General features: G+C 63.6%; 19 protein-coding genes and 2 tRNA genes. 11 read left to right on the forward strand and 10 right to left on the reverse strand.

The window, feature by feature from the left end:
• The first annotated feature begins 33 nt into the window (after positions 1–33).
• Both RHODMAR_RS13835 and RHODMAR_RS13840 read left to right on the forward strand, forming a co-directional pair.
• Positions 34–106, forward strand: a tRNA-Asn gene (locus RHODMAR_RS13835).
• 225 nt (positions 107–331) lie between these two features.
• Positions 332–1,246, forward strand: a complete 915-nt coding sequence (locus tag RHODMAR_RS13840; RefSeq protein ID WP_081605997.1) for an AfsA-related hotdog domain-containing protein — start codon at positions 332–334, stop codon at positions 1,244–1,246.
• On the opposite strand, the gene RHODMAR_RS13845 is transcribed toward RHODMAR_RS13840, so the two are convergent.
• Complete coding sequence (locus tag RHODMAR_RS13845; RefSeq protein WP_008715539.1) at positions 1,224–1,865, reverse strand: ScbR family autoregulator-binding transcription factor; 642 nt, start codon at positions 1,863–1,865, stop codon at positions 1,224–1,226. The genes RHODMAR_RS13840 and RHODMAR_RS13845 overlap by 23 nt on opposite strands.
• A 183-nt stretch (positions 1,866–2,048) precedes the next feature.
• On the opposite strand from RHODMAR_RS13845, the gene RHODMAR_RS13850 reads away from it, so the two are divergent.
• Complete coding sequence (locus RHODMAR_RS13850; protein ID WP_008715542.1) at positions 2,049–2,639, forward strand: VOC family protein; 591 nt, start codon at positions 2,049–2,051, stop codon at positions 2,637–2,639.
• A 1-nt stretch (position 2,640) separates the two neighbouring features.
• Here the strand turns inward: RHODMAR_RS13850 and RHODMAR_RS13855 are convergent, their stop codons facing one another.
• On the reverse strand, positions 2,641–3,474 hold the full coding sequence (locus RHODMAR_RS13855) for an oxidoreductase (RefSeq protein ID WP_008715543.1): 834 nt from the start codon (positions 3,472–3,474) through the stop codon (positions 2,641–2,643).
• A gap of 98 nt (positions 3,475–3,572) precedes the next feature.
• Between RHODMAR_RS13855 and RHODMAR_RS13860 the strand changes: the two genes are divergently transcribed.
• From RHODMAR_RS13860 to RHODMAR_RS13865, 3 genes are all read left to right on the forward strand, one after another.
• Positions 3,573–4,040 (forward strand): NUDIX domain-containing protein, encoded by a 468-nt coding sequence (locus RHODMAR_RS13860; protein WP_008715545.1) that lies wholly within the window; start codon positions 3,573–3,575, stop codon positions 4,038–4,040.
• A gap of 74 nt (positions 4,041–4,114) precedes the next feature.
• Entirely contained in the window at positions 4,115–4,264 is a 150-nt protein-coding gene (locus tag RHODMAR_RS28280) for a hypothetical protein (RefSeq protein WP_157226100.1), read from the forward strand.
• Positions 4,265–4,319: 55 nt separating this feature from the next.
• Positions 4,320–5,786, forward strand: a complete 1,467-nt coding sequence (locus tag RHODMAR_RS13865; protein WP_008715549.1) for an MFS transporter — start codon at positions 4,320–4,322, stop codon at positions 5,784–5,786.
• A 26-nt stretch (positions 5,787–5,812) separates the two neighbouring features.
• Here RHODMAR_RS13865 and RHODMAR_RS13870 read toward each other — a convergent pair whose 3' ends face one another.
• Entirely contained in the window at positions 5,813–6,568 is a 756-nt protein-coding gene (locus tag RHODMAR_RS13870; RefSeq protein WP_008715552.1) for a GAF and ANTAR domain-containing protein, read from the reverse strand.
• Positions 6,569–6,684: 116 nt separating this feature from the next.
• Here RHODMAR_RS13870 and RHODMAR_RS13875 point away from each other — a divergent pair, with 116 nt between their 5' ends.
• A complete protein-coding gene (locus RHODMAR_RS13875) occupies positions 6,685–7,152 on the forward strand; it encodes a universal stress protein (RefSeq protein ID WP_008715553.1) in 468 nt (155 codons plus the stop codon).
• 19 nt (positions 7,153–7,171) lie between these two features.
• Here the strand turns inward: RHODMAR_RS13875 and RHODMAR_RS29605 are convergent, their stop codons facing one another.
• Positions 7,172–7,372 carry a helix-turn-helix domain-containing protein gene (locus RHODMAR_RS29605; RefSeq protein WP_081606001.1) on the reverse strand — a complete coding sequence of 67 codons (201 nt, stop codon included), beginning with the start codon at positions 7,370–7,372 and terminating at the stop codon, positions 7,172–7,174.
• Here RHODMAR_RS29605 and RHODMAR_RS29115 point away from each other — a divergent pair.
• Positions 7,322–7,603: a hypothetical protein gene (locus tag RHODMAR_RS29115; protein WP_232433655.1), complete on the forward strand. Its 282-nt coding sequence runs from the start codon at positions 7,322–7,324 to the stop codon at positions 7,601–7,603. The two genes, RHODMAR_RS29605 and RHODMAR_RS29115, sit on opposite strands and share 51 nt — an antisense overlap.
• Positions 7,604–7,621: 18 nt before the next feature.
• On the opposite strand, the gene RHODMAR_RS13885 is transcribed toward RHODMAR_RS29115, so the two are convergent.
• Positions 7,622–7,695, reverse strand: a tRNA-Ile gene (locus tag RHODMAR_RS13885).
• Between the two features lie 69 nt (positions 7,696–7,764).
• Positions 7,765–9,900: a molybdopterin-dependent oxidoreductase gene (locus RHODMAR_RS13890; RefSeq protein WP_008715555.1), complete on the reverse strand. Its 2,136-nt coding sequence runs from the start codon at positions 9,898–9,900 to the stop codon at positions 7,765–7,767.
• An 85-nt stretch (positions 9,901–9,985) separates the two neighbouring features.
• Between RHODMAR_RS13890 and RHODMAR_RS13895 the strand changes: the two genes are divergently transcribed.
• The 3 genes from RHODMAR_RS13895 (at position 9,986) to RHODMAR_RS13905 (ending at position 11,986) form a co-directional block, all read left to right on the forward strand.
• Positions 9,986–10,789, forward strand: coding sequence for a serine hydrolase domain-containing protein (locus tag RHODMAR_RS13895; RefSeq protein WP_008715558.1), 804 nt, complete (start codon positions 9,986–9,988; stop codon positions 10,787–10,789).
• Positions 10,790–10,933: 144 nt separating this feature from the next.
• The gene (locus RHODMAR_RS13900; RefSeq protein WP_008715559.1) at positions 10,934–11,446 is read left to right on the forward strand and encodes a DUF3145 domain-containing protein; all 513 of its coding nucleotides are present in this window, start codon (positions 10,934–10,936) and stop codon (positions 11,444–11,446) included.
• 90 nt (positions 11,447–11,536) lie between these two features.
• Positions 11,537–11,986: a cold-shock protein gene (locus tag RHODMAR_RS13905; RefSeq protein ID WP_008715561.1), complete on the forward strand. Its 450-nt coding sequence runs from the start codon at positions 11,537–11,539 to the stop codon at positions 11,984–11,986.
• Between the two features lie 108 nt (positions 11,987–12,094).
• Here the strand turns inward: RHODMAR_RS13905 and RHODMAR_RS13910 are convergent, their stop codons facing one another.
• From RHODMAR_RS13910 to RHODMAR_RS13925, 4 genes are all read right to left on the reverse strand, one after another.
• The gene (locus tag RHODMAR_RS13910) at positions 12,095–13,528 is read right to left on the reverse strand and encodes an acyl-CoA carboxylase subunit beta (RefSeq protein WP_008715563.1); all 1,434 of its coding nucleotides are present in this window, start codon (positions 13,526–13,528) and stop codon (positions 12,095–12,097) included.
• 130 nt (positions 13,529–13,658) lie between these two features.
• Positions 13,659–14,909 carry a KasA/KasB family beta-ketoacyl-ACP synthase gene (locus tag RHODMAR_RS13915; protein ID WP_008715564.1) on the reverse strand — a complete coding sequence of 417 codons (1,251 nt, stop codon included), beginning with the start codon at positions 14,907–14,909 and terminating at the stop codon, positions 13,659–13,661.
• A gap of 8 nt (positions 14,910–14,917) precedes the next feature.
• Positions 14,918–15,262 (reverse strand): meromycolate extension acyl carrier protein AcpM, encoded by a 345-nt coding sequence (gene acpM, locus RHODMAR_RS13920; RefSeq protein WP_051048029.1) that lies wholly within the window; start codon positions 15,260–15,262, stop codon positions 14,918–14,920.
• An 89-nt stretch (positions 15,263–15,351) separates the two neighbouring features.
• Complete coding sequence (locus RHODMAR_RS13925; protein WP_008715568.1) at positions 15,352–16,260, reverse strand: ACP S-malonyltransferase; 909 nt, start codon at positions 16,258–16,260, stop codon at positions 15,352–15,354.
• Between the last annotated feature and the right edge of the window lie 26 nt (positions 16,261–16,286).

Consider the following 16,286-nt stretch of genomic DNA (forward strand, 5'->3'; position numbering starts at 1 on the left):
CGGCTCGCACGAGAGTGTGATGCCGCGAGGTAATCCCCCATAGCTCAATTGGCAGAGCATTCGACTGTTAATCGAAGGGTTCCTGGTTCGAGTCCAGGTGGGGGAGCGCAATCCCCGTCCGGTACGCCGGACGGGGATTTTTGTCTTTCGAGGGTGCGCTATCAGGCGTCCTGGTCGGTTATCAGTTCGCGACCGAGCTGGCTGTATATCGATTGAATGAATCCCTTCGGTGGATGCCAGTTTTGTCGGGGGTCCCCGGGATACTGAGCAAGCGATCCGGGTGGCTCAACAGTGCTATAAAAAACCGGTTCGGTCGGTTTTAAGGGGCTTCATGAGTTTGAGTTACGCAGCAACCGTGCCACGTCACCTCGTCCATCGGCGTTTGCCGGCAGACGTGTTGCTGACCGATTACGAAACCGTCGACGGTACTCACCGGGCGGCCGTGCAGTTGCAGACTTCGCATCGCATGTTCGCGCCGGTGCGCCGAACCCACGATTCGTTGATGGTGGCCGAGGCGCTGCGACAAGCAGTCAGTCTCTTCTGTCACGTCACCCACGGTGTGCCACTCGACCACGTCGTCTTCATCGAGCACTTTCGCTTCGAGATCCTGGAACCGTTGTCGGTCGACAACATCGACGATTCGCTTGTTGCCGAGTCGATCACGACCGATGTGACGTTCGACGACGCGTCGACGGACAACGTGAAGTTGTCGGCTCGGCTGCTCAACGGCACGCAACTCGTCGCGTTCGGTACGGCGTCCGTCCGGTCCATCGGTCCCGAGGTGTACTCGGCGTTTCGCACTGCGTCGATGGCCGACCCGCACTTCCGTTACCTGCCGGCCGGCACGGAAGTGGTCGAGGCCGCCGCCGTGGGACGTTTCGATCCGTCCGACGTCGTGCTGGCACGCCACACCTCGGATGGAACCCTCGTCGTCGCGCCCGATCCTCGCAACCTGGCGATGTTCGATCACTCGGTCGAGTACCTGCCGGGGGTGACGATGCTCGAAGCCGCCCGCCAGGCGTTGCGGCTGTCGACCGGAGTGCCGGAGCTGGATTTCACCTCGCTCGAGGTGAGGTTCATGGGTTTCGCCGAGTGGAGCAACCCATGCTCGGTGATAGTCGACACCGCGTCGAGGGACGGCGTGCACCGCATTCAATTCGAGCACAACGGAGCGGTGCTGTCGGCGATGTCGGTGACCGCGACATCGGAGCCGTGGCTGGCACCTACGGAGCGGTCCAGTCGATAAGTGGTCCCTCGACCAACGCCAGGACCCGAGGGAGCCGTCGGCGCGGTACCACCGACGGCAGCAGCAGCTGCCAGGTCTCGGCCATTCGCTGCTGTAGATCGGCCCGACCGGTGAGCATCTCGGACACGGTCTGCACACCGGTGAACGACGCCACGATCAGCCTCGCGAGCGCTGTGACGTCAACGCTGCCGGCGATGTCGCCTTCGCTCTGAGCGCGAGCGGTCAACTCCGCGATCATGTGGATCCAGAGGTCGAACGACTCAGCGTTCGGATTGTGCGCGGTGGTCGATTCCAGTGTCAGTCGCATACCGCCACGCGCGATCGATTCCGTTTGCAGCTGACGCGCCAGCTCCTTGGTGACGAGGACCAACGCGTCCAATGCCTTGGGGGTGCGCTCGATGATGACGGCAGTAGCCGTGGCCGCCATCGTCAACTGCGCATCGATCACCGCTTGCGCGAGCTCTTCCTTGGACGAAAAATGGAAGTACATCGCGCCCTTGCTGACCTTGGCGTGCTTGATGATGGTGCTCAAACTTGCTGTACCGTAACCGAACTTGTCGAAACTGGCCGCTGCTCCTTCGAGTACGGCCTGTCTGGTCGACGCTGCACGCTCTTGCATCGGTCGACCATAGCTGCTGGCTGGGTGCGTGGCACGGCGGCAGAAGGATGTTGGCGCTGAAAAATAGTCCTCGCCGGGTGCGTACTATCGGCGCAGTGTCTACAGCAAGATTCAAGGATCTGTGTATCGATGCAACGAATCTGGAGGCAATGGTGAGCTTCTGGTCGGCAACCATCGGACTCGATGTCGAGTCGTACGGGCTCGCCCGACATCGTGAAGCTCAGCGGGGTGGAGCCCACGCAGACCATCTGGATCAATCGGGTACCGGAGTTCAAGGCAGTCAAGAATCGTATCCGTCTGGACGTGCACGTGGCAATGACCGAACTTCCCGGTGCCACACCTGTTTCTGCCCCGGGCGAATTCGGTTGGCGCGTGATGGCCGATCCTGATGGAGGGGAGTTCTGCGCATTCGTCCGGCGGGAAGTCGGCCCCTACAGGATGTACGAACTAGTGGTCGACGCTCTCGACGCGAAGACTCTGGCCAGCTGGTGGGCACAGGTGCTCGGCGGAGCGACAGAGGTCAGCGAGGAAGGCTGGCACGCGATCGAGGGCGCTTCCGGAGTACCGTTCGAGTCGATAGTCTTCGCCCCGGTTCCCGAAGGCAAGACCGGCAAGAACCGTGTCCACTGGGATGTCGAGGTCGACTTCGTCGGCGCTGTCGCCGAACTGGAATCACTCGGCGCGCGGGTGCTACGGCGACCGGACTCGGACGTCGAGTGGACAGTCATGGCGGACCCGGAGGGAAACGAGTTCTGTGTGTTCGTGACTGTATGAGTCACCTGTAGTCGGTGTCGGAACCTACGGGGTGGACGTCGCGAACCTGATCAATTCGAGCCTGAAGATAGCTCTCGATCCACTCGAAGGACATCGAGCCCAGCGGTAGGCGCAGTGGGGGAGAGCCCGAGGAAATCGCCGCCAGGACGGCATCGGCTCCGCGGCGCGGGTCGCCCAGCTGCGTTCCATGAGTGGCCTCGAATACCGCTCTGGCCGGCCCGATCAGCGCGGCGTAGTCGTCCAACGGTGTTCCCCACTGCATCGACCGGCCACTGGCCTCGGTGCGAAACGGGCCCGGTTCAACGATCGTGACGCCGATACCGAGATGGCGCACCTCTGCGGCAAGGGCCTCGGAAAACCCTTCGAGCGCGAATTTGCTTCCAGCATATGCAGTTCCGCCTGGACCAGGTACCACTCCGATGACCGAAGACATCTGCACGATATGGCCGCTGCGGCGCGCCCGCATCGAGGGCAGCACTGCCCGAGTGACGGCCAACGCGCCGAAGAAGTTGACGTCGACGTTGTGGCGGAACCTGCGCTCGTCAATCTCCTCGAATGCGCCGAGCAGACCGTAACCGGCATTGTTGACCAGGACATCGATGCGTCCGAACCGGTCGAGAGCGTTAGCCACGGCAGAATCGATCGATTCCTGATCGGTCACGTCCAGCCGTGCGTGCAGCAACCGATCGCTCTCCGGACCTCCGAGATCGGTAGCGGTGCGGGCGGTGGCCACCACTCGATCACCCTGGTCGAGTGCTGCACGAACGAATTCGCGTCCGAATCCCGAGCTCGCTCCGGTAATCAACCAGACCCTGTCTGATCCCGTCCTGTTCATCACGGTCTCCTTCGAGAGGTGAAATCGGTTGTGAGGCGCGTTCACGTTAGTAATGACGAACCGCCACGAGCAAGCGATTTGATGGCACGCTGAAGGCCATGGTCGACACGAGTGCAGGAATTCTGTTGTATCGCGTCGGTGCCGACGGCCTCGATGTCCTGATCGCTCATCCCGGCGGACCGTTCTGGGCGCGCAAGGACGACGGCGCGTGGTCGATCGTCAAGGGGCTCTTCACCGACGGCGAGGATGCGTGGACGGCAGCCCGGCGGGAGTTTCGAGAAGAAACCGGTGCCGACGTGCCTGCCGGACCACGCGTGGAGCTCGGCTCGGTCACTCAGCGCGGTGGAAAGATCGTCACCGCGTTCGGCGTCGAAGCCGATCTCGATGTTTCGAATGCGGTGAGCAACACATTCGAGATCGAATGGCCGCCGAAATCCGGCCTCATGAAGTCGTTTCCCGAGGTAGACCGCATCGAGTGGTTTCCGTTGCAGCAGGCGAGAGAGAAGCTGCTGCCCTCGCAACTTCCGTTTCTCGACGCTGTGGAGGCGGTTGTCGATGCGAACTAGTTTCGTTGTGGCTTCCCGGGGTACCCAGCGGCAGGAAATTATGAGAGTCGCAGATGCAGGGTGGGAATCAAGCAATGACGCAAACGGACGCAACCGGCGCGAAGGCTGTAGCGGAGACGCCTCTTGTGGAGACACAGTGGGGCGGCCGCGTCGTCGCATCGTCGTTCGTGGTGCTGGCCACTGGGCTGTCGTGGGTGTTCGCCGCGACCGCGATGATCAACTAGTACCAGCAGACCGATTGGTCGGTACTGTTCAGCGACTACGACGAAGGGCCGCGCAGTGACCGACGGCATTGCCTCTACAACTCAGCCTGCGACCGAAGTACCCAAGCGTGCATGGCAGGCGCTCGTGGTTCTGCTGCTCGGCATGTTCATGGCGCTCCTCGACACCACGATCGTCAACGTGGCCTTGCCGACGATCCGCACCACCCTGGACGCGTCTGAGTCGGTTCTGTCGTGGATCATCTCGGGATACGCATTGGCGTTCGGGCTCGCCTTGATCCCGGCGGGCAAAGTGGGCGACCGCATAGGGCACAAGTGGGTGTTCTTCGCCGGGCTCGCGCTGTTCACCGTGGCGAGCTTTGCGTGTGGCCTGGCGCAGAACGATCTGCAGCTGGTTGTTGCCAGGGTGGTTCAGGGCCTGGCCGGCGGGATGTTCGTACCCGCAGTCACGGCGTTCATCCAGTTGCTGTTCCCGGGACCTGTGCGAGGTAAGGCCTTTGCCATCCTGGGTTCCGTCATCGGTGTGTCGACGGCGCTGGGCCCCATCATCGGAGGCTTGATCATTCAGGCATTCGGAGACGAGAACGGATGGCGTTTGGTCTTCTGGGTCAATCTGCCCATCGGAATAATCGGTCTCGTTGCAGCCGCAGTGCTCCTGCCGAAGAAAGACGAGTCTGCGCCGGCGGCTGTCCCCGGAATCGACTGGCTCGGACTGGTTCTCATATCGGGGGGCCTGATCGCTCTGCTCGTTCCGCTGATCGAAGGCCAGGAACTGGGCTGGCCGCTCTGGACCTACTTGACGATCGTGGCCGGACTGGGTCTGATTGCGCTGTTCGGCTGGTGGGAAGTGATCCATACCGGCCGTGGACACAATCCGCTCGTGCCACCTCGATTGTTCACCCACCCTGCATTCACCGGGGGCGTGATTCTCGCGCTCGTCTACTTCGCAGCCTTCACCAGCATCTTCTTCACCATTTCGTTGTTGTGGCAGACCGGACTCGGCAACACGGCACTATCGGCGGGACTGGTGTCGATACCGTTCGCGATCGGCAGCATCATCGCCTCCTCGCAGAGCAACAAGTTGACGGTCCGCCTCGGTCGCACCGTCCTGATCCTCGGCGCGGCACTTGTCGCCATCGGGCTGATCTGGCTGTGGATCATCCTGGCGACCAGCTCCGCCGAGACGATTTCGCATTGGACACTGCTGGTGCCACTGTTCGTGGCGGGCCTGGGCAACGGTGCGTTCATCGCACCCAACGCGCAGTTCATCGTCGCGACGGTGGACCCGAGCGACGCCGGCGCGGCAAGTGGGGTCATCTCGACCATGCAGCGCGTCGGTTCGGCGATCGGGATCGCCGTCATCGGCAGCGTGCTGTTCGGGTCTCTGAACATCACCGGCCCCGACACCGTCGGATCAGGCTTTCTGCACGGCGCGGCCATGGCGATGGCCGTCAGTGCTGCATTCAGTGTGGTGGCGCTGGCGTTGGTCTTCGCCCTCCCCAAGAAGGTTCAGGGCGCACACTGAGCCCTGTTGCCCAGCTCTTCAAGTGTTCAGCTCTTCAGGCCCTTGCTGTGTCGCTCGACGACGGTAGCCGCGAGGTCGGCAATCTTCACGTTCAAGTCCTGGGAGGACTTACGCAGCAACGCGAACGCCTCGTCGCCGGACACGTCGTGCAGCGCCATGATCAACCCGATCGCCTTGCCGATCTCCCGGTTGCTTTCGAGGCCGTCACGCAGCGTCGACGCTTCCTGTCCGTTCATCATCGCTGCGACCGCGACCGCTGTGAAGGCTGTCAGGATGATTGCTTTTTCGGCACTGTCGGAATCGAAGACGCCGGGAGTATCGGTGAACAGATTGAGCGCGCCCACCTTCTGCTCGTCGACCTTGAGCCGAAATCCCATTGCGCCGCGGACCGGAGTTCTGTTCAGCACGCCGCGAGCCATCGCAGGCCACTGAGTGGGCGTCCGTAAGTCTGCTTCGAGTTGCGCTGCTTCGTCGGTGATGGCGTCGAGACACGGACCTTCGCCGGTGGCGCGCTCGATGTCGTCGACGACTCGGGCAATGTCGTCCGAGGCCGCGACGGTGACGGCCTTGCCGTGCCGCATCAGCATCAAGCTCGCATGATCGCAGTGCGGCACCAGCAGGGTGGCCGCATTGCAGATGGCCGTGTAGACCTGCTCGGCGCTACTGCCGCCGTACACGATGTCGGCCAATGCGGCGAACACGGTGGCCGGGTCGGTCGTTGGGACAGGGTTTATGTCTGCGGGAACGACCGGAGTGGCGTCGAACTGCGAATCGTCGTTCATGTGCTGCTCCCGTCCAGGGTTTCGTCGTTCGAGTGACCGGGACTCGAGGTGTACCAACCGTACCGGTTGCCAGGTGGGGCGCTCGGACGGGCGGGTACCGGCAGTAGCCTCGACTCGTGAGCGATGCGCAGGAGTCCACCGGTTTCGAGTACGGACACGACGGGCCGAAGTCGATCGTGGTGGGGGTCGACGGTTCCGATTCGTCCTGGCGCGCTGCCGCCTACGCCGCAGGACTCGCCCGCAGACAACGATCGCTGCTGGTGCTCGTGTACGTGCAACCCATTGCGACGGCGTCCTGGGGCCAGGCCGGTATCTCGATGGTGGAAACCGGCAAGCAGATCGCCGACGAGCTACTCGACTACATCAGAACCTCGGCCGCCCGGTTCGGGGATCGGGAACAGGTGCGCTGGCAGTTCCGCACCGCGCAGGGCGATCCGTACAACGGTCTGATCGCCGTGGCTGAACAGTTGCGCACCGACGCCGTCGTCGTGGGAGCGTCCGAAAATGCTGGGCATCGAATCGCCGGCTCGGTGGCGGTGCGGTTGGTCAAAGCAGGACGCTGGCCGGTGACCGTCGTGCCCTGAGTGAGGCGGAACCGGGCTTTCAGGAGGTCGGGTCCGAAACAGCCGAGCGACGATAGTTGTCCGGCGAGACGCCGATGACACGTTTGAATGCCACCGAAAGGGCGCTGTCGGATCCGTACCCGACCTCGCGGGCAATCCTTGTCAGTGGTTCGTTGCCGACTCGCAGCTTGTGAGCGACCAGTTCCATGCGCCACGCCGTGCGGTAGGTCGACGGACCCATGCCGACGACGTCATTGCGCAGCTTTACTCGAAGACCCTCGCCGAAGGTGCCGCGCCGAGCGTGCTGCTCGCCGCATCGCCGCTCACCGAGGGAGTGACCGGTCGGTACTTCGAGGACAATCAGCCGGCCCCGACTGTCCGCTCCGGGCAGCGCGGAGTGGCGCAACACGCCGTTGATCCGGTTGCTGCACAACGACTGTGGGGAATGGCCGAAGCCGCGACAAGAAAGTAGAGGCCGACGACTTCTCGGTGGGGCGGGCGGGGCTCGAACCCGCGACCAATGGATTATGAGTCCACGGCTCTAACCGACTGAGCTACCGCCCCAATCCCGTACCAGGCACGGGCCAGCAGAATCGTACAGAATCCCGGCTTCGACGCGGTGCATCGGGGCGGCTATTTGGCCCGGACCTGCACCGGGACGCCGTTGAGGATCGCGTTGGCCGAGACGGCGTCGACGCGGCCGGGGTCGGTGATGTCGTTGACACTCGGCCCCGGGACCGTCGTCGCCACCGACAACTGCACACCGGGGCGTTGATGTCCGAAACCGTGCGGCATGCTCACCACGCCCGGCATCATCTTCTCGGACGCCGCTACCTCGATATCGACGGTTCCGGCGGCGGAGGTGACCGACACCAACGATCCGTCCTCGATCCCGCGCTGGGCAAGATCGTCCGGATGGGCCAGAAGCTGATGTCGCGCTTTGCCTTTGGTGAGCCTGGCGGTGTTGTGCATCCAGGAGTTGTTGCTGCGCAGGTGTCGCCGACCGATCAGCAGCAACTCGTCACCGCTCGGAACAGCACTGGAATTCATCAGATCCACCAACGCGGGAAGTTCGGAAACCACGACATCCTGGATCAACTGGACGCGCTTGTCGCGCGTCTTCAGCTTCTGCGGAAAGCCCGGACGCAACGGACCGAGATCGATCCCGTGCGGATTGGCGCGAAGCCGCCTCAGCGAGAGCCCTTTTCGCCGACTACGGAGCAGGATGTCCAGGGTACGTGCGGGGGACAGGCGCAGGCGGGCCTCGCCGATGATGTTCTTCGGGCTCAGGCGAGATTTCAGCCGATCGACCGTCGAACCGGCCAGTGCACTCTTGTAGCGCAGTGACAGGTCTCGGAAGATCTCCCAATCATGCTTGGCGTGAGCCTTCTTGGGTAGAACCGCGGGCGAGTATTTCGCGGTGTTGTGTACTGCGAAGGAACTGAAGATCAGGTCGTAGTGGTCGCGTTCGAGTGACATCGTCGGCGGCAGAATCACGTGCGCGTGACGCGAGGTCTCGTTGATGTAGAAATCGAAGGACACCATGAAATCCAGGTTCGCGAACGCGTCGTTCAGGGTGCTGCCGCCGGGCATCGACAACACCGGGTTGCCGGACAGCACCGCCATCGCACGAATCTGGTCCTTGCCCTCGGTGGTGATCTCGTCGACCAGCGTCGAACAGGGGTATTCGCCAGCGAACTCGGGCAGGTCGCGAACGCGACTGCGCCACTTGTCGAAATGGCCACGGCTGACGATGCCCTGTGAGATCAGATCGACAGCAGGATCGGTCACCATGGCACCACCCGGGCGATCGAGATTGCCCGTCACGATGTTCAATATCTGAATTGCCCACTGGCAGACCGTGCCGAACTGCTGGGTGGAGACCCCCATTCGCCCGTACGCCACCGCTGATTTCGCTGCGGCGAAATCATGGGCCAGGGTGGAGATCTCGTCCGCCGAGATACCCACGACAGGGGCCACGGACTCCGGGGTGAAATCGGCAACGAGATCTGCGAGTCGATCGGCCCCGTCGATGTAGTCGGCCACCCGAGAAGTGCCGTCGGCGACGATCGTGTGAATCATCGCGAGCAACAACAGCGCGTCGCTGCCGGGACGAACGAAGAAGTGGGTGTCGGCAATATCTGCGGTCTCCGTCTTGCGTGGATCGACCACGACCAGCCGGCCGCCCCGTTTACGCAGTGCCCGCGCTCTTTTGGCGAAATCGGGCACGGTCATCATGCTGCCGTTGGAGGCCATCGGGTTGCCGCCGAGAACGAGAAAGAAGTCGGTTCGATCGATATCGGGAATCGGCAGCAACAGCTGATGGCCGTAGAGGAGATGGTCGACGAGCTGATGCGGCAACTGATCCAGTGAGGTGGCCGAGTAGCGATTGCGCGTCCTGAGCAACGACGTGAACGGAATGCCGTGAGTCATCGCGCCCATCGAGTGAACGTTCGGATTTCCCTGGTAGAGACCGACTGCATTGCGGCCGTACTTCTTGCGCGTCGAGATCAGACCGTCGACGACGAGGTCGTACGCCTCGTCCCAGCCGATCTCGAGCCACTTCTCACCCACCCGCTTGACCGGCCTTGTGAGCCGATCGGTATCGGCGTGCAGATCGATCAGCGACAGTGCCTTGGGGCAGATGTGCCCGCGCGAAAGCGGGTCCTTCTCGTCGCCGCGGATCGACACCACCGCGTCGTTCTCCACGGTGAACTCGAGCCCACATATTGCCTCGCACAGATTGCACGATCCGAACACAACCGACATCGCATGTCTCCCATCCCTGTGGACCGAGAGTAGCCCGGCGGGGGACCGGGCCACGCCGTTCGAGCGACAATTAGGCTCTGCAGTCGTGCCTACCCTCGATCTCACCGCCTCGTGGCCCGTCGACCATGTCAGTGCCGCCGTCGTCACCGACTCCGGCGTTCGTGAGCAAGTCGGCGACACCGAGCGCGTCTACGAACTCGCATCGGTCACCAAGCTACTGAGCGCATACGCGGTGCTCGTTGCCCTCGAGGAGGGTGCGGTGGAGCTCGATCAGCCTGCAGGGCCGGAAGGGTCGACGGTGCGTCATCTGCTGGCACACGCGTCGGGATTGGCGTTCGCGGATCGGACGGTGCAAGCGCCGGCCGGCACCAAGCGAATTTATTCGAGCGCCGGGTTCGAGGTGTTGGCGGAGTTGATCGAAGCCGAAGCGGGAATTGCCTTTCCCGATTACCTCGACGAGGCCGTGTGCCGCCCGCTGCAGATGACGAACACCTCGCTCCCGGGATCGGCAGGGCATGGCGCGAGCTCGACGCTCGCAGACTTGCAGCGGTTCGCCTCGGAGTTGCTCGCGCCGACGCTTGTCGCGCCGCAAACGTCGGCGTCGGCGACAGCTGTTCAGTTTCCAGGTCTCAACGGAATCGTGCCCGGGTACGGATCCCACAAGCCCTGCGACTGGGGACTCGGGTTCGAGCTGCGTGGTGAGAAGACCCCGCACTGGACCGGAAGCAAGAACTCCTCGGCAACTTTCGGCCACTTCGGGCAGGCCGGAACGTTCCTCTGGGTGGATCCCACCGTGCAGACGGCGTGCGTGGTGTTGACCGATCGGGCGTTCGGAGACTGGGCGAAACCGCTGTGGCCCGAACTGTCCGACGCAGTGCTCGCAGAGTAAATCCCATCTGTCTACAGATTGCACTGGCGCAACAGGGGCAACTCGGGGCACACTAGTACACATACGCATTGATTCACTGCAGCCAGTCGAAGCATGTCGAGGTCGTTGGGGAAGACGTCCCTCGTCGAAGCTGGAGGTAGTGCAATGCGTGGATCGAATCAATTCGCAGAAGCGACGTCGGGTGTTGTGTACATCCACTCGTCGCCCGCTGCGCTGTGTCCGCATGTCGAATGGGCGTTGACCGACGCTCTCGACTGCCGGGCGAACTTGAAGTGGTCTGCGCAGCCCGCCTCCGATGGGCAGCTGCGCGCCACCACCGACTGGGTCGGCCCGGTCGGAACCGGAGCGAACCTCGCCGGCATTCTGCGCTCGTGGCAGATGCTGCGGTTCGAGGTGACCGAGGACGCCAGTGAAGGCGTCGACGGCGAACGGTTCTCACACGTGCCCGGGTTGGGCCTGTGGCGCGGAACGACGAGCGCCAACGGAGACGTGGTGCTCGGCGAGATGCGACTGCGCGCCCTGATGGAGAACAACCAGGGCAACTTCACCGCGGCCGTGGAGCACGCTCTCGGCTCGGACTGGGATGCGGCCCTCGAGCCGTACCGAACCGGCGGTGCCGGCGCAGAAGTGACGTGGCTGAGCCGTAACGTCGGCTAGACGTAGGGGTTGCTGGGGGTTGTCCATCGCGGTAGTTTCGCGAGCGTGCCTGGGTAGGCATGTGGGAACGACCGTGGAGTGGTGAGTTCGATGTTGTCGACCGGAAAAGTGATTCGATTCGACGAGTTCAAGGGGTACGGATTCGTAGCGCCGGACGAGGGCGGCGAGGACGTGTTCATTCACGTCAACGATCTGGACTTCGACAAACGTCTGTTGGCACCGGGGGTTCGAGTCGAATACGTCGCCGTCGAAGGCGATCGAGGCCTCAAGGCCACCCAGGTGCAAATCATCGACGGTCCGGCATCGACCGAACTGGTCACCCGGCACAAGCCGGACGTGCCGTATCGCAACACCGTTCCGGTCACCGAGCACCAGCAGTTCGAGGACGTCCTCTGTGACGTGCTGTCCGAAACGGACTTCACCGCCGAGCTGACCGACGCTCTCCTGACGTCCAACGGCAGCTTGACTGCGACGCAGATCCTCGACGTCCGATCAACGATGCTGCGACTGGCTCACGAACACAAGTGGATCGAGACCTGACCGGACTACTGTCGCCCGCCCCGGTCCGGATGAATGTGGCTTTGTTGCACTCTGAGCGCCTGAAAGCCACATTGATCCCAACGGGGGCGGGCGGTCGGAGCTCGACGATCAGAGCGGGATGTTCTTGTGGTTTCCGCGTGCCGCGGGAGCCGCTGCGAGAGCCTTCGCAACGGTGCTGCGAGTCTTGCTCGGCTCGATGACCTCGTCGACGACACCGATGGCCACGGCGCGCTCGACGCCGCCGGCGATGCTTTCGTGCTCGACGGTGAGGCGATCGTGCAAGGCCTCACGATCTTCCTCGGGCGCGGCTGCCAGAGCTTTCTTGTGCAGGATGCCGACGGCTGCCTTCGCGCCCATCACGGCGACCTCGGAACCGGGCCAGGCGTACACGGCGGTGGCACCGAGTGCGCGCGCATTCATGGCGATGTACGCACCGCCGTAGATCTTGCGCGTCACCAGCGTGACCCGGGGGACGGTGGCTTCGGCGAAGGCGTGCAGCAGTTTTGCTCCGCGACGGACGACGCCTTCCCATTCCATGCTGACGCCGGGCAGATATCCGGGCACATCGACGACCACGATGAGCGGGATTCCGAACGCGTCGCACAGCCGCACGAACCGCGCTGCCTTCTCGGCACTTTCGGAGTTGAGGCAGCCGCCGAGGCGGATCGGGTTGTTGGCGATGACGCCGACGGTGCGGCCGCTGATGCGTCCGAGACCGATGACGATGCTGCGGGCCCAGCCGCCCTGGAACTCCTCGAACGTCGATTCTCCTTCGACGTTGTCGAGCAGTTCGTGCACGATCGGGTGGACGTCGTATGCGCGACGGTTCGATTCGGGCATCAACGCTCGCAGGTCGGTATCGCCGTGCTCGGCGGCGGCGATGTCGAATTCGCCTTGCTCGCAGAACATGGACACCAGACGGCGGGCGCGGGTGAAGGCGTCCATTTCACTGTCGGCGACGATGTGGCACACGCCGGACTTCTTGTGGTGAGTGTCGGGGCCGCCGAGCGAGGCCATGTCGACCTGCTCACCGGTGACGCTGCGGACGACGTCGGGGCCGGTGACGAACACGCGACCCTCGGGAGCCATGATGACGACGTCGGTCAACGCAGGACCGTAGGCGGCGCCGCCGGCTGCGAAGCCGAGGACGACGGAAATTTGGGGGACGAGGCCGGACGCTCGGACCATGGCCTCGAAGACGAGTCCGACGGCATGGAGAGCTTCGACGCCCTCGGCGAGGCGAGCGCCACCGGAATGCCAGACGCCGACGATCGGAGCGCGCTGCTCGATTGCGGTGTCGATGGCGGCGACGATGTGCTTGCATCCGTCGACACCCATGGCACCGCCCATGACGGTGGCGTCGGAACAGTAGGCGATGGTGTGGACGCCGTCGATCTCACCGGAGGCCGCGAGGATTCCGGATTTGTCCCGAGTATGGAGGGGAACAGTGGTTCCGGTATCGAAGAGATTCTCGAGACGGGCGAGAGGATCGCGGGGATCGGTGGAGGTACCGGATCGTGTGACGGGGGCCAGAATTGTCATCGCTTGTCCTTCTTCAGGGCCCCTGTTGGGGGCGAGGCCCGAGCCGGGGCCGTTCCCTGGCGAACGGCCCCAACTCGGATCATGCACTGCGAGAGCGAGATTCGCTGAGTCGAAAGATCGACTCAGTGCATCACGCCTTTCCGAAGGCGAGCGCTACGTTGTGCCCACCGAATCCGAACGAGTTGTTGATCGCGTAATCGATCTGTCCGACGCGGGGCTCGCCCTTGACGACGTCGAGATCGATTTCGGGATCCTGATTCTCCAAATTCAGTGTGGGAGGGATGATTCCCTCACGCACTGCCAGCACCGTCAGTACCGACTCGAGGGCACCGACGGCACCGATCGAGTGGCCCAGAGCGGATTTCGGTGCGTACACCGCTGCGTGATTTCCGACGGCCTGGTTGATCGCCAGCGCCTCGGCGGTGTCTCCGATAGGAGTTGCCGTTGCGTGAGCGTTCACGTGGGTGATGTCGGACTTCTGCAGGCCTGCGGTCTCGATCGCACGCTTCATGGCGCGAGCGGCACCCTTGCCCTCCGGATCGGGAGCCACGAGGTGGAAACCGTCGGAGGTGATTCCAGCACCGAGCAGTCGGGCGTGAATCGTTGCGCCGCGTGCCTTGGCATGCTCTTCGGTCTCGATGACCATGAGCGCGCCCGCTTCACCGAAGACGAAACCGTCACGGTCCTTGTCGAACGGACGTGACGCACCCTTCGGGTCGTCGTTGTTGGTGCTCATCGCCCGCATCATGGAGAAGCTGGCGATCGGAACCGCATCGATGTATCCCTCGACGCCGCCGGTGACGACCATGTCCGCGTCGCCCATCACGATCATCCGCCATGCGTGTGCGATGGCTTCCGATCCCGAGGAGCAGGCGGAGACGGGGGTGATGACGCCGGCCTGTGCTTTGAGCTCGAGTCCGACGACCGCTGCTGGGCCGTTCGGCATGACCATCTGAACGGCGAGCGGGGACACCTTGCGGTAACCGCCGGCCTTCATCTTGTCGTTGGCATCGATCAGCGCGTCGCCGCCACCGAGCCCGGTGCCGATCGACACGCCGAGGCGAAGCGGATCGACGTCGGGCGTGCCGGCGTTCTTCCATACCTCACGACCGAGCACGGTGGCCAGCTGCTCCACGTAGCTCAGGCGACGGATCTCGACCCGTGAGAGCAGGCTCTGCGGCTTCACCGCGAGGTGCCCGCCGATCCGCACGGGCAGACCGAACTCGGAGACGAAATCGTCTTCCAGAGTGTGGATACCGCTGTCGCCGTTCAGCAGACCCTTCCACGTGGCATCGACGTCACCCGCAAGTGACGTGGTCGCAGCGAGGCTGGTGACGACGACACTGGGGAAGCGTCCGTTGGCGGTGGATGGGTTGGTCATGGGTCGATTCACTCGCTCGCGGAGTCGTCGAGCTTGGCCTTGATAGCTTCTGCGGCTTCGGGGTTCTCCGCTTCGAGCTTCTGGATGTAGTTGACGGCGTCGCCGACGGTGCGCAGACCTGCGAGGTCCTCGTCGGGGATCTTCACGCCGTACTTGTCCTCGGTCTGCACTGCGATCTCGACCATGGAGAGCGAGTCGATATCGAGGTCGTCCACGAAGGACTTCTCGACGGTCACCTCGGACGGTTCGATGCCCGTGACCTCTTCGATGATCTCTGCAAGTCCGGCGATGAGGTCTTCCTGGCTGGCCACTGTTGTGGGTCCCTTCTCTTCTGTGTCGAACGCCGAAGTCATGTGCTTCGAGACGCGGTTGTGCATTTCTGCCACTCGGGGAGTGGAAGCTGAGCCCGCAGTGCCGAGACTGCGGGGTTGGTGTTACCGAGCTAACCGAGCTCGGCCAGTGCGGAAATGTCCGCCGGTGTCTTCAGGCCGAGGTTGGCGACGCCGCGCAGTTCACGCTTGGCGATGCCGACCAGTGCACCTGCCGGGGGCAGTTCCACAAGTCCGGTGACCTGGGCGGTGCGCAGGTAGGCAGTGCACAGATCCCATCGCACGGGGCGAGTGACCTGAGCGGCAAGCTTTGTCAGTGCGTCGGCACCCGAGGTGACCGGCTGGCCGTCCGAGTTGGACAGCAGAGTCCGCGTCGGCTCCGACGCAGTGATGGCGGCGGCGGCGGCGGAAACGCTGTCGCCTGCGGACGCCATGTACTTGGTGTGGAACGCTCCGGCTACCGGCAGGGCGCGAACGCGTGCCTTCTCGGGCGCGCTCTCGGCCAGTTCGGCAAGCTTGGTCAGTAGGCCGGCTGCGACGATCTGGCCTGCGGCGTTGACGTTCGCCGGGGTGAGATCGAGCTCTTCGAGCCGGGCGAGAACTGCGGCCTCGTCGCCGCCCAACACCGCAGACATGCCGGTCGGCTCGAGCGCGCAGGCTTTGGCCATCGCGGCACCGCGCACCGCGGCGAGCGACACTGCCTCGTCGGACGAGATGACGCCGGCAATCGCGGCTGCGGCGAGTTCGCCGACGGAGTGGCCGGCGACGACGGCGTCCTCGGGGAACAGGCCACGCGTTGCGATCTCCTCGAAGGCGAGCAACGCCGAAGCCACGACCAGCGGCTGGGTCACCGCAGTGTCGGTGATTTCTTCGGCGGTGGCAGTGGTGCCGAGGCGGACGAGGTCCAGGCCGGAAGCCTTCGACCACAGCGCCAGCCGATCTGCCGCGCCGGGCAGTTCGAGCCATGGCAGCAGCATGCCGGGAGTCTGGGAGCCCTGTCCGGGCGCAAGCAACGCAATCACAGGACTAAGGGAACACCGTCGGACCC

The organism is Rhodococcus sp. AW25M09 (assembly GCF_000333955.1).
Taxonomy (GTDB): domain Bacteria; phylum Actinomycetota; class Actinomycetes; order Mycobacteriales; family Mycobacteriaceae; genus Rhodococcoides.